The sequence below is a fragment of the Paralteromonas sediminis genome (assembly GCF_003820355.1).
GTDB classification, from domain to species: Bacteria; Pseudomonadota; Gammaproteobacteria; order Enterobacterales; family Alteromonadaceae; genus Alteromonas_F; species Alteromonas_F sediminis.
Map to the genome: position 1 here is coordinate 1,095,546 of NZ_RPOK01000001.1, position 23,878 is coordinate 1,119,423.

Here is a 23,878-nt window from a genome sequence, read left to right on the forward strand (position 1 = left end):
GTAATTTTACTACATAAAATGTTATTTTATCGGAATCAAATTGTGTCTTGCTGTTTAGACACATGAAAACTACTAAGTGAGAAACGCATATTATGGTTATGGACTCGGCTTTCGAACCTTGCGACTTTGTGTTGTTCGGCGCAAAGGGTGATTTATCCCGACGTAAATTATTACCGTCACTTTACCAACTGGAAAAAGCTAACTTACTACATGCCGGTACCAAGGTTATTGGTGTTGCCAGGCAGGAGTACGCAGTTGAAGAGTTCGTAGAAATCGTTAAAAGCAATATTGAAAAATTTTCTGGCGAACCCTTGTGCGAAGACACCTGGGAAGCGTTAAAAGCGCGACTCGACTATGTTTGCATCGATATGAAGAACCCTAAGGATTACAAAAAGCTGGAAGGTCATGTGGATCCCAGTCGAACCATGGTGTGTTATTTAGCAACGCCGCCTTCTATTTACGGTGATATCTGCAGAGGTTTACACGAATGCGACATCATTGATGAAAGTTTGCGCGTTGTATTGGAAAAGCCAATTGGGCACGACCTCGCGTCGTCAAAAGTCATCAATGATCAGGTCGCAGAATTTTTCGATGAAAAGCAGATATACCGTATTGACCATTACTTGGGTAAAGAAACGGTACTGAACCTCATTGCGCTTCGCTTTGCCAACTCCATTTTTGCTACTAACTGGGATCACAACTGTATCGACCACGTTCAGATATCTGTTGCTGAATCAGTGGGTATTGAAGGGCGCTGGGGCTATTTTGATGATGCGGGTCAAATGCGCGACATGGTGCAAAATCACCTCTTACAGATATTGACCTTAGTGGCTATGGAGCCGCCTACAACTCTAGATGCAGACAGTATTCGTGATGAAAAACTCAAAGTATTAAAAGCACTGCGTACTATTGACAGCAGTAACGTTAACGAAATGACGGTTCGCGGTCAGTACACCGGTGGTTTTGTTAAAGGCGAAGAAGTACCGGGTTATCTTGATGAACCCGATGCAAACCAAAGCAGTCGCACTGAAACCTTTGTAGCGTTAAAAGTATTGATCGATAACTGGCGCTGGGCTGGTGTGCCATTTTATTTGAGAACCGGTAAACGGCTACCGAGCAAAGTCAGTGAAGTCGTTATTTATTTCAAGCGTCAGCCTCACAACCTATTTGGTGAGAGCTTTTCCACCTTACCACCAAATAAACTGGTTATCCGACTGCAGCCTGATGAGGGGGTTGAGATAACAGTCATGAACAAGGTACCAGGCTTAACTAGCAAGAGCTCTATGGATTTACAGAAATCTAAGCTGAACTTGAGCTTTTCTGAAGCCTTTTCGGAAGACCGAATTGCCGATGCTTACGAAAAATTGCTGCTTGAAGTGATGTTGGGTAACCAAGCTTTGTTTGTGAGACGAGACGAAGTGGAGCAGGCATGGGATTGGGTGGATTCCATCTTACAAGCCTGGCGCACCAGCAATGAACCTCCTGAGCCTTATCAGGCTGGTACTTGGGGGCCGGTAGCGTCTATTGGACTGTTGGCCAGAGAAAATCGAAGCTGGTACGAAAGTAAAATTACTAAGAGGAAGAAAAAGTAATATGGCATTGATTGAAAGAAACTTTGATTCCGCCGAAGCGTTAAATCAGTCGTTTGCGGATCAAATTGTTCAGCAACTTAGTGACGCTATTGAGCAAAACGGTCATGCCAGCCTCTTAGTGAGTGGTGGCCGGACGCCGCTTGGTTTATTCAAAGTGCTCAGTGAACAACCCATTGCGTGGAGTAAAGTATTTGTCACGCTGGTTGATGAGCGATGGGTTGATGAAACCGACTCGGCGAGTAATACCCGTCTGGTAAAAGAAAACCTGTTACAAAATCATGCTGCCAGTGCGCGTTTTGTTGAAATGAAAACCGCGCACGATGATGCTTATTCGGCACAGCCAGCAGTGGCTGAAAACCTGTCAGTAATTCCCACACCCTATACCGTATTAATATTGGGAATGGGAGAAGACAGCCACACTGCGTCGTTGTTTCCGTGCTCACAGGAAGTAGAACAGGGGCTCAGTACTGAAAATCAAGCGGTATGCCTTGCTGTCACGCCGACAACGGCGCCACACCAACGCATGTCATTGACATTAAATGCTATTGCAAGTGCTCAAAATGTGTACTTGCATTTAACGGGTGACAAGAAAAAACAAGTGCTTAAAGACGCTATGGCCGATCAGTCTGGTGCTATCAGGCCCATCGCGCAAGTGATCGCGAAAACCGATGTTGTTTTATACTGGACCCCTTAAGGTAAGATTATGAAGTCACAGATTCAAGATGTTACAGATCGTATTATCGAACGCAGCAAAGCAACTCGTGCGGCGTATTTAGACAAAATTGACAAGGCGCGCAGACAAGGTCCTCACCGTGGTGCGCTGTCCTGTGGTAATTTGGCTCATGGGTTTGCAGCATGTGGAAAAGAAGAAAAGTCTGATCTGCGCAGTATGACCAAAGCTAACGTTGCGATTATTTCGTCATACAACGATATGCTGTCGGCACATCAGCCGTATGAAACGTACCCACAATTGATTAAAGATGCAGTGAAGGAAGTGGGCAGTGTTGCGCAGTTCGCCGGTGGCGTACCGGCCATGTGTGACGGTGTCACTCAGGGCAATGCCGGCATGGACCTTAGTCTGATGAGCCGTGATGTTATTGCTATGAGCACGGCGGTAGCGCTCTCTCACAATATGTTCGATGCGTCTATGGCACTTGGGATCTGCGACAAGATAGTACCTGGGCTATTGCTAGGCTCACTGGCATTTGGTCACTTGCCGACTGTATTTGTGCCTGCCGGCCCTATGCCTTCAGGTTTGCCCAATAAAGAGAAAGCCCGAGTTAGGCAGGCGTTTGCCGAAGGCAAGGTGGGGCGCGAAGAATTACTCGAAGCCGAGTCACAATCTTATCACTCAGCAGGCACCTGTACGTTCTATGGTACTGCGAACAGTAATCAGTTAGTGGTAGAAATGATGGGGTTACACCTTCCGGGTTCATCGTTTGTTAATCCAGGCACGCCACTGAGAGATGCGCTGACTAAAGCTGCGGCAGTGCAGGCCACCCGTTTAACCGATTTAGGTGACAATTACACCCCAATCGGCCATGTCGTTGATGCAAAAGCGGTTGTGAATGGTCTGGTTGGTTTATTAGCCACTGGGGGGTCTACGAATCATACTATGCACCTTATTGCTGTGGCTCGGGCTGCTGGCTATATCGTTAATTGGGATGACTTCTCTGATTTGTCAGACGCAGTCCCTTTGCTTACGCGCATTTATCCAAACGGGCACGCAGACATTAACCACTTTGTTGCGGCGGGTGGCATGAGTCTACTGTTCAAGCAACTATTGGACAACGGTTGCTTACACAATGATGTGAAAACTATCTGCGGTGACAGCCTGGAACAGTATCGACTCGAACCTAAACTCATAGACGGTCAGCTTGAATGGCGTGATGGCGCGAGTGAGTCTGCTGATTTAGAAGTACTTGCTACTTACAACAAACCCTTCAAGCCTAATGGTGGCTTGAGTGTATTGAAAGGTAACTTGGGCAGAGCGGTTATTAAAACGTCTGCGCTGCGTTCACCTGAGTGTCATATAAAAGCGCCTGCAGTCGTGTTTGAAGACCAATTTGAGCTGGACGATGCGTTTAAGTCTGGTGCGCTGGACAAAGACTGTGTTGTGGTTGTGCGTTTTCAGGGACCATCGGCAATCGGGATGCCTGAGCTTCACAGGTTAACTCCACCACTTGGTGTAATTCAGGATCGTGGTTACAAGGTGGCATTAGTCACAGACGGTCGTATGTCAGGGGCATCAGGCAAGGTGCCCGCAGCAATACATGTAACCCCAGAGGCTTACAAAGGCGGATTGCTAAACAAAGTGCAAAATGGCGACATCATTGAACTCAATACGGAAACTGGTGAGCTTGTATTGCATGTCAGTGACGACGAGCTAGCGAGTCGAGAAGCCGTAAAAGCAGAGATAGCCAACCATCAAATTGGCATGGGCAGAGAGTTGTTTGGCGGAATGCGCGCATCCCTAACCGGTGCAGAAGAGGGTGCCTGCGCACTATTTGAAGTGCAGGAGCAAGACTGATGAATGCGCATTTTGTCGCAGACGTGGGCGGGACGAATATTCGTTTGGCAACGATTCACGACGGTAAACTGGTTGATATACAAAAAATGTTGTGTGCCAGTTTCGACAATATCAGCGATGCGATCCAGCAGTACTTCGATGCGTTTGACGACCGCACTTATGTAGCGGGTTGTATTGCCATCGCCTGTCCAACGAATGACGATCAGGTCTCCATGACAAATCATTCGTGGTCGTTTTCTAAAAAGGCACTCAAAGACACCCTTAAGTTGGATAACCTTTTTGTCATTAATGACTTTTCAGCGGTTGCCCATTCGTTGCCCGTTTTGACCAATGAACAGCTCGTGCAAGTTGGGCAGGGACATAAACAGGATAGTGCCAATGTGGTTGTGTTTGGTCCGGGCACAGGGCTCGGTGTAGAACACATGACATGGCGTCAAGGTGTCTGGGAAACCCTCGATGGAGAAGGCGGACACGTTGATTTCTCACCGGTAGATGAAACAGACATGGTGATTTGGCGTTTTCTGAACAAAAAATTTGGCAGGGCGTCTGCAGAAGAAGTGATGTCGGGTCGAGGATTGGTCAATATCTATCAGGCACTGTGTGAGCAGGCGTGTCACACTGCCTCTTTTTCGGACCCGGCTCAAATTACAGCAGCAGCACTGGATGGCTCCTGTGCCTTGTCGGTGAGTACATTAAACCAGTTTTGCCGCATTATGGGCAGTTTTGCAGGCAACTTAGCGCTCAATGCTGCGACACACGGCGGCGTCTACATAGGTGGCGGTATAGCCAGCCGATTTGTCTCATTTTTACAACAAAGCGACTTTCGAGCCAGATTTGAAGCCAAAGGTGTCATGGCTAAGTACGTGAAAGATATACCAACATACATAATAACAGAACCTGATCATGGTTTGCTGGGCGCCAATGCCTATCTTCAACAAAATATAGCGAGAAACGGATAATGAGTGATAATTGGAAACTTTCCCCAGCAGAAGTATTTGATGCTGGCCCAGTGGTTCCTGTACTTGTGGTTAACGAGATAGAGCATGCGGTACCGCTAGCACATGCGCTCATGGAAGGTGGCATTAAGGTGTTAGAGGTGACGCTTAGGACACCGGTTGCTCTGGATGTTATTTCAAAAATAGCAAAAGAAGTCCCAGATGCCTTGATTGGAGCGGGTACGGTCACTAATGCGCAGCAACTTAAAGCGGTCACTGATGCGGGTGCAAAGTTTGCTATCAGCCCGGGAATGACAGCGGATTTACTGACAGCGGGTCAGCAAGGCAGTATACCGCTTATTCCTGGCGTCTCTTCGACGTCTGATCTAATGAAAGGACTGGACCATGGTTATCGTTATTTAAAGTTTTTCCCTGCAGAAGCCTCTGGTGGTGTTAAAGCCATTAAGTCAATTAGCGGGCCTTTTCCTGATGTCGTGTTTTGCCCTACTGGAGGTATTAGCACCAGCAACTACCTTGAATATCTTGCGCTGAAAAATGTGCGTTGTGTTGGAGGGTCCTGGTTAGCGCCTGACGATGCAATGGCAGCTGGCGACTGGGCAAGAATTACCCAGCTTGCCAAAGAGGCTATTGCAGGAACAAAAGCCTAAATACAGTGTATTTAGGCTACGATTTGCTTCAGCGTTCTGCTGTCCAAAGGCTGTAATACTGCACCTTGTGTTATGGCCGTCTCCACACACAGCATGTGTTTATAACCAAATGCGTCCATATCACTAATTGACGCGGCACTTCCCCAAGGGTTCCAAACTACGATACTGTCATGACCATAGTGCCTAATCAGGGTTTGGTGCGCGTTCATGCAAAGCGTGGTCTGCTCAGCCTTATCTAAATGAATTCGGTCTGTTTCTCTACTGAAGGTGTAAGGCGAGGGGGTTTCGACCTCTGCCCAGTTTGAGACTTTGTCTTTGTACTTGCCTGTCAGCCCTTCTAGCCTGGTTTCAGCAATATTGTCTACGTTAAAGTAGGTATGCAGGGCCGCATTGAAAGTAAATGCTTCTTTTCCCGTGTTCGTAGTGGTTAACGCCACCTCGAGCTCTCTGCCAACTGTCACTGTTAGCGTAACGTCTGCAGAATAGTCAAATCCGTCACTTCGTGTGTGGTCGGGGGTCAGTGTAACGGTCGTTGTTTCATCTTTTTGCTCAGTGTCTGTCAGCGACCATATTTGGCTGCGTAGAAAACCGTGAGAGGGGAGTTCTCCCTGCTCCCTGCCATGGTCATTACTGAACCATGGCCAGCAGAGAGGGACGCCACCACGAATGGGTTTTTTGCCTGACAAATCAGCATGGGGACTGAGCCACAGGCGTTGCCTATTATCGTGATGTGGTGTGAATGAAAGAACGTGTGCACCAAACAAAGCAATCTCCGCTCTGCCAAGTGCGTTATCTATTATGAGAGTTGCGAGTTCGCCTCTACGGCTTTCTTGTACAAAAGTCGACACTGTCATTGAGTTTTAGTGCTGGGAAAAGTAATTTGATGATGCACGAAAAACAAAAAAGGTGCGACCCTTTTTCGCACCTTTTTAGTCGTTGCATAAATGTGACGTTATTTTGAGATATGTGCTGCTAAATCAAGCACCTTACAGGAATAACCCCATTCATTGTCATACCAGGCAACCAGTTTCACAAAGGTATCCGTTAATGCTATGCCTGCCGTTGCATCAAATATACTGGTTAGGGGGTTGCCAATGAAATCATTAGACACTACGGCGTCCTCTGTATAGCCGAGCACACCTGCAAGACTGGTTTCTGAGGCTTCTTTGATAGTGGCACAAATATCATCGTAAGAGGTTGGCTTAGCCAGATTAACGGTAAGATCTACTACTGACACATTGGGTGTGGGTACGCGAAATGCCATGCCAGTCAACTTGCCATTTAGGGCTGGAATAACCTTGCCAACTGCTTTTGCCGCGCCGGTAGAGGATGGGATGATATTTTGACCCGCGCCGCGACCACCACGCCAGTCTTTTGCAGAAGGCGCGTCAACGGTTTTCTGTGTGGCAGTAGTGGCATGCACTGTCGTCATTAAACCATCAACAATACCAAAACTATCATTTATGACTTTTGCTAGTGGCGCTAGACAGTTTGTTGTGCAAGAAGCGTTTGATACTATACTTTCGCCTGCGTAGCTCTCGTGATTCACGCCCATCACGAACATTGGGGTATCATCTTTTGATGGTGCAGACATCACCACTTTCTTCGCACCCGCTTTGAGGTGGGCTTCTGCTTTATCTTTCGTTAAGAATAAGCCCGTTGACTCAACTACAATATCAACCTCGACTTGATCCCAAGCCAGAGCTGCAGGGTCTCTCTCAGACGTGACACGTACCTTTCTTCCATTGACGATTAGGTCATTCCCGTCTACCTCAACGCTTCCTGAAAATGGCCCATGAGTTGAGTCATATTTCAACATATACGCGATGTAGTCTGTGTCAATGAGGTCGTTTATCGCAACGACTTCTACATCGTCACGTAACTCTGCTGCACGAAGCACCAAACGACCAATACGTCCAAAACCATTGATACCGATACGAATTGTCATGCTTTTTCCATCTTTATGAAATAAAATTACGTAAAGTATGGATCAAAAAACACGTTTTGGCAAAAATTTAGCGGCATTGTGTCAGTTATTTACATCAAGGCGGCTTTGCAAACGTATTCAATTTCGCTCGTGTGGAGTTTGGCAGATAATGTTAACAGTTTGTATACAAAAGGCAGCGCAGGTCATTGAAGTCTGGAACGTGTGCTGCGGTCAATAGGAAAAGGTAGATGAAAGGTACCGGTCTGCAATCGCTAGTTGCCATGCGAGGCATAGAAACAGAATATGTAGATGCATGGGGAGAGCCTGCAACAATTTCAACGCTAAGTCAGGAAAAACTGTTGGGTGCGCTGGGCTTGGACACAAGTAATGAGGAATCGATTGCAGCGGCACTTGATGCCCATCACAGAAAACACTGGCAAAGAGTACTTGCCCCCGTCACCGTGGTGCGGAGCAATCAGGCGTTTTCATTTACAATTAGTTTACCCATTCAGCATGTAAACGACCAAGTGGTTGCTGAAATCAGTTGTGAGGATGGCAGTCAGCATCAATTTGCTTTTACGCCTGTAGAGGGCAAGTTACTTGCCTCAACCACCCTTGACGAGCACGAATACCAACTTTATGAAATTTTATTACCAGACGATATATGTTCAAAAATCGCAATGGGTTACCACTCGGTTTCGATAGCAAGTGATAGTTATAACGCGCAACCAATGCGCTTTATTGTTGCTCCAGAGACCTGTTATAAGCCGGAAATAATCAAACAGGGTAAAAAAGCCTGGGGACTCAGTGTTCAGTTGTATTGTTTGCGCAGTCAGAACAACTGGGGTATTGGCGACTTCGGTGATTTAAAAAAACTGGTTGCTGATTCAGCACAACGAGGAGCTGACTTCATTGGGCTCAATCCCATTCATGCACTATATCCCGCTGACCCTGAGGCCTGTAGCCCTTATGGACCGTCATCCAGACGATGGTTAAATTACCTGTATATCGATGTTACAGCGATTGAAGGGTATGACTCTCCTGCGGTGCAGGCGATTGTGCAATCTGATGACTTCCAAACGCGGTTAGCGCATTCTCGGGCTGCCGAGTGGGTCGATTATGCCAGTGTCACTGCAATCAAGCTCGAAGCGCTTACGGCCCTATTTGAACAATACAATGCCAAGTACTTAACTAAAAATACACGCCAGAATAAGGCTTTCAAAGCATTTGTCGCTGAGGGTGGTGAGAGCCTCGAAATGTTGGCGGTTTATGATGCGTTGCAGGCCGACCTCAAGCAATCAGGTAAAGAAAGTTGGGGGTGGCCGGTATTCCCCGACGACCTCAATGAATTTCAAAAGCCTGCAGTGGCTAAGTTTAAAAAGGCCCACGCTAAAAACGTGAAGTTTTATCTGTTTTTACAATGGCAAGCTGCACTTCAACTGGAAGATGCACAGGCTGAAGCTGAGCGGGTAGGGATGACCATCGGGCTATACCGCGATTTGGCAGTGGGTGTGAGTGAGGGATCCGCAGAAATTTGGGGCAACAAAGACCTGTATTGCACCCAAGCCAGTGTCGGGGCGCCCCCTGATATTTTGGGGCCGTTGGGACAAAATTGGGGTCTTCCGCCGATGGACCCTGAAAAGCTTTACGACCAACAGTATCAGCCTATCATCGATCTTTTTTCTGCCAATATGGCGTCTTCGGGAGCCTTGCGTATTGATCACGTTATGGCACTCCTACGTTTATGGTGGGTGGTGAAAGGGGATGACGCGAAAGAGGGCGGTTATATCAATTATCCCGTCGATGATCTTTTGGGTATTCTTGCGCTTGAGAGTCAGCGTAACCAAAGTCTGGTAATTGGTGAGGACCTAGGTACAGTGCCAGAGGCTATTCGTTCGAAACTGGCAGACAACGGCATATATTCATATCGCGTTTTCTTCTTTGAACAGGCTGAGGATGGTGGCTTCTTTTCACCGTCTCATTATCCTGAGCAGTCAATGGCAACGTTAACCACACATGATATGCCCACCCTCATTGGATTTTGGCATTGTCTAGATCTTGAACTGGGCAAAGAGCTTGGCTTGTATCCGACTGAAGAGATTCTGAGTGTGTTGTACAAGGACAGGCATAAAAACAAACAGGCTATTCTTGATACGTTGCACGGCCACGGCTCTGTAGGGAGTGATGTAGGCTCTGATGTAAATGTGACGGGAATGACCACCGCGCTGAATTATGGCATGCAGATACATATGGCTACAGGGTCTAGTGCACTTCTCAGCTTGCAACTGGAAGACTGGCTACAAATGGACAAACCGGTCAATATACCAGGTACATTTAGGGAATATCCTAACTGGAAAAGAAAGTTAAGTCGCAACTTGGAGGATATTTTTGATGATCCGCAAATTAATGCACTGGCTGCGAAGCTGACCGATGCAAGAAGAAAAGCCGAGTAATCGAAACTGAAATAAAAGGGGCTGCCACAAGGCAGCCTTTGTATTTATGCGAAAAGGCTTACGCCTTTGTCGCATTGTGATATAAAAACAAAAAAAGTCTAGGAATAACACATGTCGTACGTCCAACAACTAGCGCTGGCACAATGCAGCTCACCCTTTACCGTTCTGGGTGCCTCGTTTTCCAAGCAGTCTGCCACAATCACTAGCTGGCAGCCTGGCGCAAAAAGCGTTAGTGTTGTGCTACAGGACGGCACGACCCAAACGCTAGCGTGCCAAGCTTCAGATGGCTTGTTTGGCGGTGCGATAAAAGGTTTGTCACAAGATTCTCTTTATAAACTTCGCGTTGAGACTGACGAAGGCTCCTTTGAGCGCTACGACCCTTATCAATTTCAGTCTGATGCCTATCATGCAGTGCATTTTATTGATCACTCTCCGCAAAATCTCTATTCACAGGGTGGCGCCCAGCAGGTAGACATTGAACTTGGCAGTAAAACCCTGAAGGGCACACGTTTTTGTGTGTATGCACCCAATGCCTCTGCGGTGTCTTTATTAGGTGACTTTAATTATTGGGATGGACGCTGTCATCCCATGCAAAAAACAGATTTAGGTTATTGGGTTTTGGTGATTCCCGAACTCGAACTGGGTACCCGATATAAGTATCAAATCAAAGACAGCCACAACAACACCTTACCACACAAGGCAGACCCGCTAGGTTTTGCAGCAGAGCCTTATCCGTCTCATGCGTCGCTAACGTTCAATCACCACAGTTATCAATGGGGGGATGATGCCTGGATGGCGGCCAGGGAGCAACAAGACAAATACACACAGCCCATGAGTATCTATGAGGTGCACCTCGGTTCATGGAAGCGCCCGGGAGACAACGCCAATGGGTATTTAACTTACAAAGCACTGGCAGCAGAGTTGATTGCCTATGTCAAAGACATGAACTATACCCACATTGAGTTGCTTCCTGTCAGTGAGTTTCCATTTGATGGTTCGTGGGGATATCAGCCTGTTGGTATGTTTGCGCCTACGTGTAGGTTCGGTTCACCAGATGATTTTAAATATTTTGTCGACCAGTGTCATCAGCATGGTATTGGTGTGATCATCGATTGGGTGCCTGCTCATTTCCCTGAAGACGGGCATGGTCTGGCGCGCTTTGACGGCAGCTGCGTTTATGAATATGAAGACCCAAAACGCGGCTGGCACCCTGACTGGAACAGCTGTATTTATGATTTTGGTAAAGGAACGGTCAGACAGTTCTTAGTTGCCAGTGCGCTGTTTTGGCTAGACAAGTTCCATATTGATGGCCTACGCGTGGACGCTGTAGCTTCCATGTTATACCTAGACTATTCGAGAAATGACGGCGAATGGATACCCAATGTTGACGGTGGCAATGAAAACTACGAGGCCATCAGTTTGCTGCGCTGGATGAATGAGGAAGTGTACAAGCACTTCCCTGGCGCGATGACAATCGCTGAGGAGTCGACGTCTTTCCCAAAAGTTTCGCGTCCGGTGTTTGATAATGGTCTGGGCTTTGGATTCAAGTGGAATATGGGGTGGATGCACGATTCACTGCATTACATCAGCAAAGACCCCGCTTACCGAGTGTATCACCACAATGATATTACGTTTAGCATGGTGTATGCGTTTGATGAAAACTTTGTGCTGCCAATCTCTCATGATGAAGTCGTTCACGGTAAGGGCAGTCTTATTGGCAAAATGCCAGGTGATGAGTGGCAACAGGCAGCGAACCATCGCTGTTATGCAGCATTCATGTTTGGTCATCCAGGTAAAAAGCTTAACTTTATGGGGTGTGAGTTTGGTCAATCAGCCGAGTGGAACCATGACAGTTCACTTGACTGGCACCTTCTCGCTTACCCAAAACACGAAGGCCTACAGCATCTCTATCGTGACTTAAATGCGCTGTATAAATCCTATCCTGCATTACATGAAGGCGATAATGTGAGTTCAGGTTTTGAATGGATCGACCACAGTAATGCCGAACAGTCAGCATTGTCTTTTGTGCGAAAAAATCGGGATAACACCCAGTCCGTTTATGTCACCTGTAACTTTACACCTGTACCACGCCATCACTTCAGACTCGGTGTTAATGAGCCAGGCGAATATCAAGTGATTCTGAACTCAGATTCCGCCAAATATTGGGGCAGTGATTTTCCTATCCAACAGCATGTAGTAGCAGAGCAGGTGGGTATGCATGACAGGGCGTATTCTATCGAATTGGATATCCCACCACTTGCCACCTTGTTTTTGTTAAAAGTGTAGCAAATGGGCATAACAGCTAGTTCAGGTTTCCCTTACCCTTTAGGAGCCAGTGTTACAGCTAACGGCGTTAATTTTGCAGTAACCTGTTACCACGCCGAGGCGGTCTATGTCTGCCTTTTTCACCAGGATACAGAAGAACTCCTTGCCCGGCACCTACTGCCAGCTAAAACGGGGGATGTGTGGCATGGCGAAATTGCTGGCGTGCCGGTTGGGCAGTTGTATGGATATGAAGTTGCACGCAAAAAAGACGATAAGAATGCACGTCGCTTACTGATTGACCCCTATGCCAAAAGATTAAGCCGTCCACAACAATACATTGCACGGCAATATAGTGAAAACAGCCAGTTTATGATTGCTAAATCAGTGGTTGTTGATAACAACGCAGACAATATTTCTCAACGGCCTGAAAAAGTCGCCGTCAGAGCGTCGAAGCGGATTATTTATGAGGCGCATGTAAAAGGGCTAAGTCAACGGCATCCTGACGTCCCCGAGCAGGAGCGAGGTACTTATCTGGGGGCTTCACACCCAGCGGTTATTAACCATATAAAACAGCTTGGCGTGACTTGTGTGCAGTTTATGCCGCTATTTGCTTTTATGCCAGAGCCCTATATTACCGCTAAAGGTCTGACAAATTACTGGGGCTATAACCCTTTTACCTTCTTCGCGCCTGAACCTCGTTATGCGGTGAGCAATGCACTTCAAGAATGCAGGCAAATGGTTGATGCTTATCATGCTGCAGGCATTGAAGTTATTCTTGATGTTGTTTTCAACCACACGGCTGAAGGGGGCGAAGACGGACCGAATTTATCTTTTAGGGGGTTGCTAACCGACGAGGTCTACCTAAAAATAAAAGACAAAACGGGCAAGCAGCATTACGCCAATTATTCAGGATGTGGTAACACGGTGGACACGTCACATCCCTTTATGTTCAATTACATCTTAGACGCCATGCGTTTCTGGCTGACAGAAATGCGTGTTGATGGATTCCGCTTTGATCTGGCTCCTTGTGTAGGTCGAGAGCCACATAGCTTTAATCGCCACTCAGGGTTGATTAAAGCCATGTTACAAGACCCTACCATCAAGCAGGCTGTGCTTATCGCTGAGCCCTGGGATATGGGGCCTGACGGCTATCAATTAGGTGCCTTTCCCTATCCTTGGTTTGAGGTAAATGATAAGTTTCGGGATACGGTAAGAGCCTTTTGGCGCGGCGATGCAGGGCTGATCGGTGATTTTGCTACACGGATAATGGGCTCACGCGACTGCTTTCACAAGCATAGCCGGCCTGTTGTCTCCAGTATCAATAACATAACTTACCATGATGGGTTTACCCTGCATGATTTGGTGACCTACAACGAAAAACACAACCTAGCCAATGGTGAAGAAAATCGCGATGGCCACAGCCACAATTTGTCATGGAATTGTGGTGTTGAAGGTGAAACACAGGACAGCAAGATAATAGCGCTTCGCGAAAAGCAAAAGCGCAACCTGTTTGCCACATTACTGTTGTCCCAAGGTACGCCTCACATGGTTGCAGGTGATGAAATGGGGCGAACCCAATTGGGTAACAATAATGCGTACTGCCAGGACAACGACATGAGTTGGTTGCAATGGGAGTTGGACAAAACAAAACAGGATTTTATGGATTTCTGTAAAACCGTTATTGCGCTTCGTCAATCCAGTCAGTTGTTGGGAAATCTTCATCTAGAAGACGACACTTTCACCGACTACACCAATGCTGACTTCGTTAACTGGTATAAACCTGATGGCACGGATAAGGCATCTGAAGACTGGCAGATAAAACACAATCGTGCATTTGCACTGGAATTGCGCTGTGCTGATGCGTACAAAGAAGAAAATGAGCACTGGTTAATTTGTGTTAATGCGAGCGACAATGATGTCCGTTTCCATTTGCCGACATTGCCACAAGGCGGAGGTTGGCATCTCAGGTTGGATACCCGTTACAGTACTATTGCAGAGCAGCCTCACGTTTGCATGCAACAGGTTTTTCTACAACAAGGCAAATCTTTAGTTTTATTTTCCTATCAGCAACCATTAACAAAACTTCCATGACAGTGGTATGATCGCGGCCCATCACAATCAATGAGACTGGGTATGCAACACGCCACAACTTCAACTCCTTCTACTGAACAGTGCGATATCGGCTTTATTGGCCTTGGTGTTATGGGTAAAAACCTCACCTTAAACTTGGCTGATAATGGCTACCGTATTGCCTGCTTCGACCTCGATCAGGAAAAAGTCGACAGCATTTTAGCAACAGACAAAGAAGAAAGGGGCGACCTGCCAGCCAGAATTGTGGGGTGCAAATCATATACTGAGCTCTTGAGTAAGTTAGCTGCACCGCACCTGATAATTTTATCTGTACCTGCAGGTGAGCCAGTCGATCATGTTTGTCATCATTTAATTGACGCAGGTATACAACCTGACGATATCGTGATTGATACAGGAAACAGCCTGTGGACCGATTCTGTTAACCGCGAAGCCCAGTACAAAGGAAAGTTTATCTTCTTTTCTACTGCTGTGAGTGGCGGTGAAGTGGGTGCTAGATTTGGACCTTCTTTAATGCCCTCAGGCGACCCTTACGCCTGGACCCGTATTGAGCCTGTGATGCAAGCCATAGCAGCAAAAGTAGACCCGAACACGGGTAAGCCCATTGAATCAAATACGCCGGGTCAACCTGTTAAAGAAGGTGAGCCCTGTGCAACTTACATTGGTCCAGTTGGGGCTGGGCACTACGTAAAAATGGTACACAACGGAATAGAGTACGCAGATATGCAGCTTATTTGTGAGGTGTATCATGTCATGCGTGTGGCGCTTGGCATGTCTCCCTCAGAAATTGCCGATGTGTTCAGTGAATGGAATCAGGGTGAACTAAATAGCTACCTCATTGAAATCAGTGCCGAGGTGTTACGTCAGCGCGACGACGAGTCGGACGGGCCACTTGTTGATGTAATTATGGACAAAGCCGGTCAGAAAGGCACTGGGTTGTGGACTGCCGTCAGCGCCCTTCAGGTAGGAAGTCCAGCGCAGACTATTACACAAGCTGTCTTTGCCAGAAGTATATCCAGTCTTAAATCTGAGCGTGTTCAGGCCAGTGAATGTTTGACAGGCCCAGACAATAAGACATTGTCCGATCAAGAAAAGCAAGCTTGGATCAGCGAGCTCAAACACGCCCTATATTGTTCAAAGATATGTGCCTATGCGCAAGGATTCCAATTGATGGCAATGGCCGGTAAAGAGCACGGATGGAAATTGGATTTTGCTGAGATTGCCAAAATTTGGCGTGCAGGCTGCATTATTCGTGCAGTATTTTTGCAGTCAATTACTAAGGCATATGAAAATAATGATCAGTTGGCTAATTTGCTGCTTGACCCCTTCTTTGCTAATCAGATAACACGTTATCAGCAGGATTGGCGCACTGCCTTGTCGAAGGCCGTAATGGCAGGTATACCCTGTCCTGCGATGACATCTGCGATCAGCTACTACGATGCTTATCGCACGTCAGTATTACCAGCCAACCTGTTACAAGGCCAACGAGATTTCTTTGGCGCGCATACGTTTGAACGAACTGATAAGCAGCCAGGGAAAAAATACCACGTAGAGTGGAGTGATCCTAATCGCCCTATTGTCCCAATTAAACGGTAGCATGGGAGAAGGGGCGTTAAGATGAAAACAGAAAAAGAATGGCTGGCACAACTCGACGAAGACGCTTATCGTGTCACTCGCATGAAAGGCACTGAGCGTCCGTTTACCGGAAAGTGGTTAGACGAACAACGAGAAGGCCAATACACCTGTATCTGTTGTGACGCGCCCTTGTTTTCATCGCAAACAAAATTTGACGCTGGTTGCGGCTGGCCCTCGTTTTACGCGCAGTCGGATGATGATAATGTAATATATCGGCCTGATGACAGTCACGGCATGCAAAGAACTGAGATCGTTTGCAAACAATGTGATGCGCACCTTGGCCATGTGTTTCCGGATGGCCCCGCGCCAACGGGTCAGCGTTACTGCGTAAATTCGGTTTCCTTAGATTTTAAACCGAAATAATTACTTTTTTATTATGTAATAAAGTTTCAATTAGAGGTGGCTTTTATTTAAGACGCCACAGTCCTAATCGGTCAGCATTAAAAGCCCCGTCGTTAATCGCCGCCTCCACGTCCCAAGCAATGCCTTCTAGACGCTCATAATTGACAGGGGCTAACAGAAGTGGGCGTGTGCGAGCGAGTGCCTGCTGACCCATTTCGTTAACTTCAGCATACACGTTTGCCCATACATAAGCAGAAGCGTAGCGTTCATCATCCAGATTGACAGTAACCAGACTCTCGAACAACATAGGGTCAACATCATCGACATCGTCGTAGTAGGAAAGGGCCTTGTATAGTGATTTGCGCGCGGCTTCATTATCTCGTTTGAGGTGAATGCTGGCAGCCTTTATCCAAAGGTCAGCAGAATCAAAATTACCCTGTCTGGCTTGAGCCAGGAACCGCTTTCTGGCGCTGTCATCATTATTTCTTGACCAGTGATAATAAAGCAAATAAGGGTCGTTGGTGTCTTTAGTCTGACGAATGAGTTTTTTCTGAGCATCAATCGCCGTCAGCAGGCCTTGCATGCGATTGGCCTCTTTTTCACGATACTTGATATGACGAATACCTGCCGCTTTTTCAATGCAGGCTTCATAAGCTTCGTAGTGCTTGAGCAGAGTATAAATATGGGAATCGGTTGTCACATTTAAATGGTCGTAGCGGTGCCGGATGATTTCGGCTTTTTCCGCGCGGCACCATCCATCTTCGTTTAGTCCAGCACAAATGTCCGGATTGGTTTCGCATATAGTGGGAATGGTCGGTTTAAATAAGTCGTCACATCCAAACAGCAAAAGCGTACTAATAAATATTAATAGGAACTGCGATTGTGTAGAAAATTTACCAACCATTTGGCCAGTTCCCTTCTTTTTCGGTAAGTTTTTGAAAGATTTCGACAATTTGGAGAAAAGCCTAAGTTTCATTAGAATAGCGCCGTTTTGACAGATATGCGATTACTGACACCTCTTATCCTACACAAAAAAACAGTAGTTGTGGTATCCCGTCACAAGATAAATATGTTGTTAACTTTTCAAAGGCGAAACTATGAATCAGGAATACGAACAGTCATTGCAGACCAGTTGGCAGGAGCGTCAGGAATACGCTGAAATGATGTTGCCATTAATTGGTAGGCTGTATCGCAACCACGCAGTAGAAATTTTGGTTTATGGACGTTCATTATTGAACGCCAGTGCGATAGACATCATTAAAGCGCACCGCAAAGTGCGTTTGCATGAGGGGATAAAACTACGCCTTAGAGAAAGCTTCCCTATCGTTGAAGCGCTGAGCAAAATGAAGCTTGCGCCCGCACAAATCGATATAGGCAAACTCGCCTTTGACTTTCATTATGGTAGCGCGGTGGATAGCAATGACCTAGACGGCTACTTGAAAGACAAACTGGCTGAAGTCGCAGACAAAGACGACACACAAAAGCCGCAAGACGTAGTTTTGTATGGTTTTGGTCGAATTGGTCGTTTGTTGGCTCGTTTGCTTATTGAGCGCCAGGGAGAAAACAACAAATTGAGACTGCGCGCTATTGTAGTGCGTGGTGGTAAAGACGGCGACCTTGAAAAGCGTGCTAGTCTGTTACGCCGTGATTCAGTGCATGGGCCGTTTAATGGCAGCATAACGATAGATGAAACGCGCCGTGCAATTAAAGCCAATGGGTCCTACATTCAGATTATTTATGCGGACAGCCCCGACAGTGTCGACTACACGCAATACGGCATCAATAATGCTATCGTTATTGACAATACGGGAATGTGGCGCGACAGGGAAGGCTTGGGTTTACACCTAAAAGCCAAGGGCACAAGCAAAGCGATATTGACTGCACCAGGTAAAGGTGACATCAAAAATATCGTCCACGGCGTCAATGACAACGATATATTACCTGAAGATACGATCCTTTCCGCCGCGAGTTGCACAACTAATGCAATTACGCCAGTGCTTAAAGCGCTAGATGAAGAATACGGCATTTTGAATGGTCACGTTGAAACTGTGCACAGTTATACAAATGACCAAAATTTGATAGATAATTATCACAAAGCGGATCGCCGTGGACGTAGTGCACCACTTAATATGGTGATCACTGAAACGGGCGCGGCCAAAGCCGTTGCGAAAGCCTATCCTAAGCTAGCGGGTAAACTCACTGGTAATGCGATACGTGTGCCAACGCCAAACGTTTCTCTAGCGATATTGAGTGTAAACGTAGAGAAGTCTACCGACAAAGTTGCTGTTAATGAGTTCTTGCGTGATGCTGCGCTTTTCTCATCGCTTCAGCATCAGATTGATTATACGGCGTCCAAAGAAATTGTATCGACTGATTTAGTGGGCTCTCGAGCAGCATCTGTTGTCGACTCTCAGGCAACGATTGTCGCTGACAATCGCATAACGCTGTATGTTTGGTACGACAACGAATTTGGTTACAGTTGCCAGGTTATGCGTGTTGTTTGCGATATGGCCGGGTTGGCGATTCCTGATCTTCCAGCCTAATCACGCACATACTTCCGTGTAAAGGGGCATTTTTGCCCCTTTTTGTTTGAAAGCGTTTGACTGTTGTGACGGTCAGATGAACAAGACCAACAATTGATGGCGAGCTATGTCCAATTTAGAATCAGACACTGAACTCAGCAGCACTCCACCATGGTACAAACGGCGAGGCATGCAATTCCTACGTGATGCGCTATTGATATTGGCGATCTTTGGGGGGATCAGTGTGTGGCAAACCCGCGACATGCTTGCCTCAGATGGCAGTGTTACTATACCGCCCAGTGCCATGGTCAGTCTGGACGGCAATGTCCATCAGTTGTTTCAGCCAAACAGTAGCGGTAAGCCAACGTTGGTTTACTTTTTTGCCCCTTGGTGTTCTGTATGTCGCTACAGTATAGGCAACTTAAATGATCTTGACCCAGACAGCGTTAACATCATTAAGATTGCGCTTGATTATACCTCGAAAGAATCAGTGATTGATTTTGTTGTGGACACTAACACACAGGGCCCTGTGTTACTTGGAAGTAACCGTATCAAACAAGACTTTCAGGTTCCTGGCTACCCCGCCTACTACTTGTTGGATGATAAGCAGCGTGTGGTGGGCAGTGCTATGGGATACAGCACAGAATGGGGCATGAAATTAAAAACACACCTGGCTAAGTAGTTGGCTGTTTATCCGTTTGTGACCAAAATGCTGCCATTAACGAGCCAGTTATATTTTGAACACTGCTAAAAAGCGCTGCTGCAAGCCCCATAGTTGCCACCTTATTCATATGCAGCGCCAAGCCTGACGCTAACCCAGAGTTTTGCATACCCACCTCAAAGGCCAAGGTTCGGCAGGAGGCTTCATCAAGTTTTGCCAGCTTCGCACCTGTGTAACCCAAAAGAAATCCCAATGTATTATGTACTAACACGACGCCAAGTAATAACCATCCCATGTTGACCAATGCTTGTTGTCCGTTTGCAATGATAATAGCAACAATCAGTATGATACCTAGCATAGAAACAAGTGGCATAACGTCAAAGACACGCGCGAATCGTGCGGGCACGATATGGTGAAACAGCATTCCTCCTACAACAGGGAATATCACTAATTTCAACATGGTCAATAACATGGAAATGGGGTTAACTTCCACATACTCACCCGCCAACAACTGCATTAAAAAGGGCGTTACAAGCGGGGCAATAAGGGTTGCGAAGGTAGTCAGTGTCACTGACAATGCCAGATTTGCCTTGGCGATAAAGCACATCACATTTGAGGCTAAACCACTAGGCGAGCAACCGACTAAAATGATACCGGCAGCAATTTCTGCAGGTAACTGAGAAAATAACGCGAGTAACGCGCCAGTCACCGGCATGACAATAAACTGTAAGCCTATGCCCAATATGACTGCCTTCGGCTGCTTGGAAACTTCGATGAAATCGCGAAAGGCCAAGTGCGTGCCCATTCCAAACATAATGACCATGAGCAGCGGAATAATAAGTTTTTTTGTTTCAAACCCTGCCACATTGACGATGGCATCCGGCAAGATGAAAGCCAATAGCGAGGCGGATAAAATGGCAACAGTGAAACGTAAATTGCTTTTCAATGTAAACCCTCAAACAATGTCATAAATGCGCCTTCACTCAATGCAGTCTGGCGTTTTTCCAGCAGTGGTGCGTAGGCGTCTGAGTGATAGAATTCCTCAGCGCGATGTAACGAGGGAAATTTTAGCAACACCGTCCAATTTTTGTTTGTGTGCCCTTCCAGGATCTGGGCTTGTGGGGTAGCGGCGAGTACTTCACCATCAAATTCTTCTATGACTGACAGAAACGGCTTGGCATACTGCTCAATGTAACAATTCAAGTCTGGGACTTTAATGGTGGCAAAAACATAGGCGGGTTTAGACATGTTTTACTCCTTAACTGCGTTGATAATAACCAGCTTCAGGTGTTAATTCATCCCTTTGCTTGCTGATATGCCTTATCAGGTTTCACCCGCTTTTGCGCTGTGCTACATTAGCACGCAAAAAATAGCCGGACACGACAGAGACCCTATATGCACATATCAAGTAATTTTGATAGCGGAAACATTTCCGTTGTAAAAGCAGATGCACCCGACGATATCGTACTCACCATTAATAATGACAATCAGTCTAATTTTTACCAGTGGTTTCATTTTCGCCTCAATAGTATGCCCTTTGTTTCGCACAAGCTGACCATTGAGGATTTGGCGAAATCTGCTTACCCCGATGGTTGGGCTGATTATAACGTTCTTGCGTCTTATGACAGGCAGGAATGGTTTAGGGTCGAAAGTAATTTTGATGGTGACCGTCTGACCTTTGAATTTACCCCTGAGTATCCTAGTGTTTATTTTGCCTATTTTATTCCCTATAGCTATGAACGTCATTTGGACCTTATCGCTGATGCACAAATGTCATTTGATTGTCAGCACAGATTGCTAGGGCAAACCATAGATGGAAGGGACATGTCATTACTGATCATCGGTGAGCCTGATGACAGTAAAAAGAAAATATGGGTAACAGCGCGTCAGCACCCAGGTGAAACCATGGCCGAGTGGTGCGCAGAAGGATTAATCTACCGCTTATTGGATGATCAGGACGGACTGGCGAGGCAGTGTTTGCAAGACGCCGTCTTTTATATTGTACCCAACATGAATCCTGATGGCGGTGCAAGAGGACACCTAAGAACCAATGCCGTGGGCATGAATTTAAATCGGGAATGGGCATCACCGTCAATGGAAAAAAGTCCAGAAGTCTACCTTGTTCTCGAAGCGATGAAGTCTATAGGTGTTGACATGTACCTTGATCTGCATGGCGATGAGGCATTGCCTTACAACTTTGTTGCAGGAACCGAAGGTAATCCAGGTTATTCGGAGCGAATTAAAGCCCTTGAAGAACAGTTTAAGTCTGCACTGCTCACGGTAACACCAGAATTTCAGGATGAATACGGATATCCCAAAGACAACCCGGGTGAAGCGGATTTGCGTATTGCATGTAATGCGGTAGGCGAGTATTTTGACTGCTTGTCATACACGTTTGAAATGCCATTTAAAGATAATAAGAACATACCTGATCCGGCGTATGGCTGGTCGGTACCACGCTGTCGTCAGCTCGGAGAAGACTTGTTACCAGCTATTTATAAGGTCTTACCGAATTTACGGTAGAAAAATAATAAAATAAAAAATAACAACAAAGGGGTTACTTTTGGAAGGTTTACTCAATTTTTTAACCACATTGGATGGTTTTCTTGGCAGTGCTGCCTGGTTTCCCTATGTCCTTTTGGGTGTAGGTTTGTTTTTCACCATTTATTTAAAATTTCCACAGATACGCTATTTTAAACACGCGTGCAAGGTAGTCACGGGAAAATACGACGATAGCAATGACCCTGGTGATACGACGCACTTTAGAGCCCTGACTACTGCCTTGTCCGGTACCGTTGGTATGGGAAACATCGGTGGTGTTGCTTTTGCCATCTATCTGGGGGGCCCCGCTGCATTGTTTTGGATGTGGGTCACTGCATTTTTGGGTATGACAACAAAGTTTGTCGAGGTGACGTTGTCGCATAAATACCGGGTTAAAACGGCTGATGGAACCATGGCCGGTGGACCTATGTATTATATGGACCGCAGGCTAAATATGAAATGGCTCGCAGTTGCCTTTGCAGTGGCAACCGTTATCAGCTCATTTGGCACAGGAAACCTTCCACAAAGTAACGGTATTGCGCAAAGCATTGAAGCGTCATTTGGCATAGAACCTATTATCGTGGGTAGTGTACTGGGTATTCTCCTTGCAATGGTTATATTAGGCGGTATTCAGCGCATTGCTGCTGTAACGTCAAAAATTGTACCTTTCATGGCGGTTATCTACATTGTGGGTGCTCTTGCAGTTATCTTTGCCAATGTTGAAAATATTGGACCGGCCTTTATGGCGGTAATTGGTGATGCATTCACAGGTTCTGCAGCAGCCGGTGGGTTCCTGGGCGCCTCTCTGGCTTATGCTTTCAACCGTGGTGTGAATCGCGGTTTGTTCTCTAACGAAGCGGGGCAGGGCTCTGCGCCAATTGCTCACGCTGCTGCAAAAACCAAAGAGCCTGCTTCTGAAGGCATGGTGTCGTTGTTGGAGCCTTTCATCGATACTATTATCATCTGTACGATTACCGGGTTAGTCATTTTATCTTCTGGTGTTTGGCAGGAAAAACATGAAAATGAATTCCAGCGCGCCGACACTACATTCCTTGCGTCCGAATACGTAGAAGGTAAGGAAGAAGATATGGAGAAGCTGTACCAGTATCTCAATGGAAAAGAAGGGCATGGGGTTGAGTTATACAGCGGCCAAATTACCGTTGTAAATGGGGCTGCAGTTTCAGGCGGGTTTACCTTATTAAACGCACGTTCTTTTGCAGAAGACGTACGCTACAGCCTCACCGATGAAGATCTTTACACAGGCACGTTGCGTATTGAAAACGGTAAACCTGTTAAAGACGACATCGTTATATCAGGCAAATCCCTGATCCATTCTGCCGCCTTAACTACTGTGGCTTTCTCACGTGGTTTCTTTGGCGATTTTGGTCAGTATATTGTCTCGGTAGGCCTGTTGCTCTTTGCCTTCTCTACGGCGATAGCTTGGTCTTACTATGGCGATAGGGCTATGACCTATTTGTTTGGCCCGAAATCGGTTATGCCTTACCGCGTCGTATATGTAGCGGGGTTTGTTTGGGCTTCGTTTTCTGATACGACCTTGGTTTGGGTCTTAAGTGCGGTCGCTATCGTTGTGATGACCCTACCAAACCTCTTTGGAATTGTGATGCTTCACAAAGAAATGAAAAGCACCGCCAATGAATACTGGGATAAAGTAAACGACAAATAATTCACAGGGGAGGTTTTACACCTCCCCGTTTGTTC

General features: G+C 46.5%; 19 protein-coding genes. 14 read left to right on the plus strand and 5 right to left on the minus strand.

What is annotated here, in order from left to right:
- Positions 1-92: 92 nt before the first annotated feature.
- From zwf to DRW07_RS04990, 5 genes are read left to right on the plus strand one after another with little or no spacing between them, the layout of a single operon-like run.
- Positions 93-1,592, plus strand: coding sequence for a glucose-6-phosphate dehydrogenase (zwf, locus tag DRW07_RS04970; protein WP_124026747.1), 1,500 nt, complete (start codon positions 93-95; stop codon positions 1,590-1,592).
- Position 1,593: 1 nt separating this feature from the next.
- On the plus strand, positions 1,594-2,286 hold the full coding sequence (gene pgl / locus DRW07_RS04975; protein ID WP_124026748.1) for a 6-phosphogluconolactonase: 693 nt from the start codon (positions 1,594-1,596) through the stop codon (positions 2,284-2,286).
- A gap of 9 nt (positions 2,287-2,295) precedes the next feature.
- Positions 2,296-4,122, plus strand: a complete 1,827-nt coding sequence (edd, locus tag DRW07_RS04980) for a phosphogluconate dehydratase (protein WP_124026749.1) — start codon at positions 2,296-2,298, stop codon at positions 4,120-4,122.
- Positions 4,122-5,081 (plus strand): glucokinase, encoded by a 960-nt coding sequence (glk, locus tag DRW07_RS04985; protein WP_124026750.1) that lies wholly within the window; start codon positions 4,122-4,124, stop codon positions 5,079-5,081. Before edd ends, glk begins: the two co-directional genes overlap by 1 nt.
- On the plus strand, positions 5,081-5,725 hold the full coding sequence (locus tag DRW07_RS04990) for a bifunctional 4-hydroxy-2-oxoglutarate aldolase/2-dehydro-3-deoxy-phosphogluconate aldolase (protein ID WP_124026751.1): 645 nt from the start codon (positions 5,081-5,083) through the stop codon (positions 5,723-5,725). The genes glk and DRW07_RS04990 overlap by 1 nt, the downstream gene beginning before the upstream one ends.
- Positions 5,726-5,736: 11 nt before the next feature.
- On the opposite strand, the gene DRW07_RS04995 is transcribed toward DRW07_RS04990, so the two are convergent.
- A complete protein-coding gene (locus tag DRW07_RS04995) occupies positions 5,737-6,579 on the minus strand; it encodes a D-hexose-6-phosphate mutarotase (protein ID WP_124026752.1) in 843 nt (280 codons plus the stop codon).
- Positions 6,580-6,677: 98 nt separating this feature from the next.
- Positions 6,678-7,673 (minus strand): type I glyceraldehyde-3-phosphate dehydrogenase, encoded by a 996-nt coding sequence (gene gap, locus DRW07_RS05000; protein WP_124026753.1) that lies wholly within the window; start codon positions 7,671-7,673, stop codon positions 6,678-6,680.
- A gap of 227 nt (positions 7,674-7,900) precedes the next feature.
- Between gap and malQ the strand changes: the two genes are divergently transcribed.
- The 5 genes from malQ to msrB all read left to right on the plus strand — a co-directional run bounded on the left by malQ (position 7,901) and on the right by msrB (position 16,456).
- Entirely contained in the window at positions 7,901-10,105 is a 2,205-nt protein-coding gene (gene malQ, locus DRW07_RS05005) for a 4-alpha-glucanotransferase (protein ID WP_124026754.1), read from the plus strand.
- A 111-nt stretch (positions 10,106-10,216) separates the two neighbouring features.
- A complete protein-coding gene (gene glgB / locus DRW07_RS05010) occupies positions 10,217-12,391 on the plus strand; it encodes a 1,4-alpha-glucan branching protein GlgB (protein WP_124026755.1) in 2,175 nt (724 codons plus the stop codon).
- Positions 12,392-12,394: 3 nt separating this feature from the next.
- The gene (gene glgX, locus DRW07_RS05015; RefSeq protein ID WP_124026756.1) at positions 12,395-14,461 is read left to right on the plus strand and encodes a glycogen debranching protein GlgX; all 2,067 of its coding nucleotides are present in this window, start codon (positions 12,395-12,397) and stop codon (positions 14,459-14,461) included.
- A gap of 42 nt (positions 14,462-14,503) precedes the next feature.
- On the plus strand, positions 14,504-16,054 hold the full coding sequence (gene gndA, locus DRW07_RS05020) for an NADP-dependent phosphogluconate dehydrogenase (RefSeq protein ID WP_124026757.1): 1,551 nt from the start codon (positions 14,504-14,506) through the stop codon (positions 16,052-16,054).
- A 21-nt stretch (positions 16,055-16,075) separates the two neighbouring features.
- Complete coding sequence (gene msrB / locus DRW07_RS05025; protein WP_124026758.1) at positions 16,076-16,456, plus strand: peptide-methionine (R)-S-oxide reductase MsrB; 381 nt, start codon at positions 16,076-16,078, stop codon at positions 16,454-16,456.
- Between the two features lie 43 nt (positions 16,457-16,499).
- Here the strand turns inward: msrB and DRW07_RS05030 are convergent, their stop codons facing one another.
- On the minus strand, positions 16,500-17,339 hold the full coding sequence (locus DRW07_RS05030) for a DUF2989 domain-containing protein (protein WP_165870405.1): 840 nt from the start codon (positions 17,337-17,339) through the stop codon (positions 16,500-16,502).
- A 193-nt stretch (positions 17,340-17,532) separates the two neighbouring features.
- On the opposite strand from DRW07_RS05030, the gene DRW07_RS05035 reads away from it, so the two are divergent.
- Together DRW07_RS05035 and DRW07_RS05040 are read left to right on the plus strand one after the other, a co-directional pair.
- Positions 17,533-18,978, plus strand: a complete 1,446-nt coding sequence (locus DRW07_RS05035; protein WP_124026760.1) for a glyceraldehyde-3-phosphate dehydrogenase — start codon at positions 17,533-17,535, stop codon at positions 18,976-18,978.
- Positions 18,979-19,084: 106 nt separating this feature from the next.
- Entirely contained in the window at positions 19,085-19,639 is a 555-nt protein-coding gene (locus tag DRW07_RS05040) for a TlpA family protein disulfide reductase (protein ID WP_124026761.1), read from the plus strand.
- Here DRW07_RS05040 and DRW07_RS05045 read toward each other — a convergent pair.
- Entirely contained in the window at positions 19,632-20,564 is a 933-nt protein-coding gene (locus DRW07_RS05045) for a bile acid:sodium symporter family protein (RefSeq protein WP_124026762.1), read from the minus strand. The genes DRW07_RS05040 and DRW07_RS05045 overlap by 8 nt on opposite strands.
- The gene (locus tag DRW07_RS05050) at positions 20,561-20,866 is read right to left on the minus strand and encodes a DUF1330 domain-containing protein (RefSeq protein ID WP_124026763.1); all 306 of its coding nucleotides are present in this window, start codon (positions 20,864-20,866) and stop codon (positions 20,561-20,563) included. The genes DRW07_RS05045 and DRW07_RS05050 overlap by 4 nt, the downstream gene beginning before the upstream one ends.
- Before the next feature lie 147 nt (positions 20,867-21,013).
- On the opposite strand from DRW07_RS05050, the gene DRW07_RS05055 reads away from it, so the two are divergent.
- Together DRW07_RS05055 and DRW07_RS05060 are read left to right on the plus strand one after the other, a co-directional pair.
- The gene (locus tag DRW07_RS05055) at positions 21,014-22,141 is read left to right on the plus strand and encodes a M14 family metallopeptidase (RefSeq protein ID WP_124026764.1); all 1,128 of its coding nucleotides are present in this window, start codon (positions 21,014-21,016) and stop codon (positions 22,139-22,141) included.
- A 40-nt stretch (positions 22,142-22,181) separates the two neighbouring features.
- The gene (locus tag DRW07_RS05060) at positions 22,182-23,843 is read left to right on the plus strand and encodes an alanine/glycine:cation symporter family protein (protein ID WP_124026765.1); all 1,662 of its coding nucleotides are present in this window, start codon (positions 22,182-22,184) and stop codon (positions 23,841-23,843) included.
- Positions 23,844-23,878 lie beyond the last annotated feature (35 nt).

Excerpts from the sequence above, each read along its gene's own strand:
- zwf (WP_124026747.1), top strand. The coding sequence starts at position 93 with ATGGTTATGGACTCGGCTTTCGAACCTTGCGACTTTGTGTTGTTCGGC.
- pgl (WP_124026748.1), top strand. The coding sequence starts at position 1,594 with ATGGCATTGATTGAAAGAAACTTTGATTCCGCCGAAGCGTTAAATCAG.
- edd (WP_124026749.1), top strand. The coding sequence starts at position 2,296 with ATGAAGTCACAGATTCAAGATGTTACAGATCGTATTATCGAACGCAGC.
- glk (WP_124026750.1), top strand. The coding sequence starts at position 4,122 with ATGAATGCGCATTTTGTCGCAGACGTGGGCGGGACGAATATTCGTTTG.
- DRW07_RS04990 (WP_124026751.1), top strand. The coding sequence starts at position 5,081 with ATGAGTGATAATTGGAAACTTTCCCCAGCAGAAGTATTTGATGCTGGC.
- DRW07_RS04995 (WP_124026752.1), bottom strand. The coding sequence starts at position 6,579 with ATGACAGTGTCGACTTTTGTACAAGAAAGCCGTAGAGGCGAACTCGCA.
- gap (WP_124026753.1), bottom strand. The coding sequence starts at position 7,673 with ATGACAATTCGTATCGGTATCAATGGTTTTGGACGTATTGGTCGTTTG.
- malQ (WP_124026754.1), top strand. The coding sequence starts at position 7,901 with ATGAAAGGTACCGGTCTGCAATCGCTAGTTGCCATGCGAGGCATAGAA.
- glgB (WP_124026755.1), top strand. The coding sequence starts at position 10,217 with ATGTCGTACGTCCAACAACTAGCGCTGGCACAATGCAGCTCACCCTTT.
- glgX (WP_124026756.1), top strand. The coding sequence starts at position 12,395 with ATGGGCATAACAGCTAGTTCAGGTTTCCCTTACCCTTTAGGAGCCAGT.
- gndA (WP_124026757.1), top strand. The coding sequence starts at position 14,504 with ATGCAACACGCCACAACTTCAACTCCTTCTACTGAACAGTGCGATATC.
- msrB (WP_124026758.1), top strand. The coding sequence starts at position 16,076 with ATGAAAACAGAAAAAGAATGGCTGGCACAACTCGACGAAGACGCTTAT.
- DRW07_RS05030 (WP_165870405.1), bottom strand. The coding sequence starts at position 17,339 with ATGGTTGGTAAATTTTCTACACAATCGCAGTTCCTATTAATATTTATT.
- DRW07_RS05035 (WP_124026760.1), top strand. The coding sequence starts at position 17,533 with ATGAATCAGGAATACGAACAGTCATTGCAGACCAGTTGGCAGGAGCGT.
- DRW07_RS05040 (WP_124026761.1), top strand. The coding sequence starts at position 19,085 with ATGTCCAATTTAGAATCAGACACTGAACTCAGCAGCACTCCACCATGG.
- DRW07_RS05050 (WP_124026763.1), bottom strand. The coding sequence starts at position 20,866 with ATGTCTAAACCCGCCTATGTTTTTGCCACCATTAAAGTCCCAGACTTG.
- DRW07_RS05055 (WP_124026764.1), top strand. The coding sequence starts at position 21,014 with ATGCACATATCAAGTAATTTTGATAGCGGAAACATTTCCGTTGTAAAA.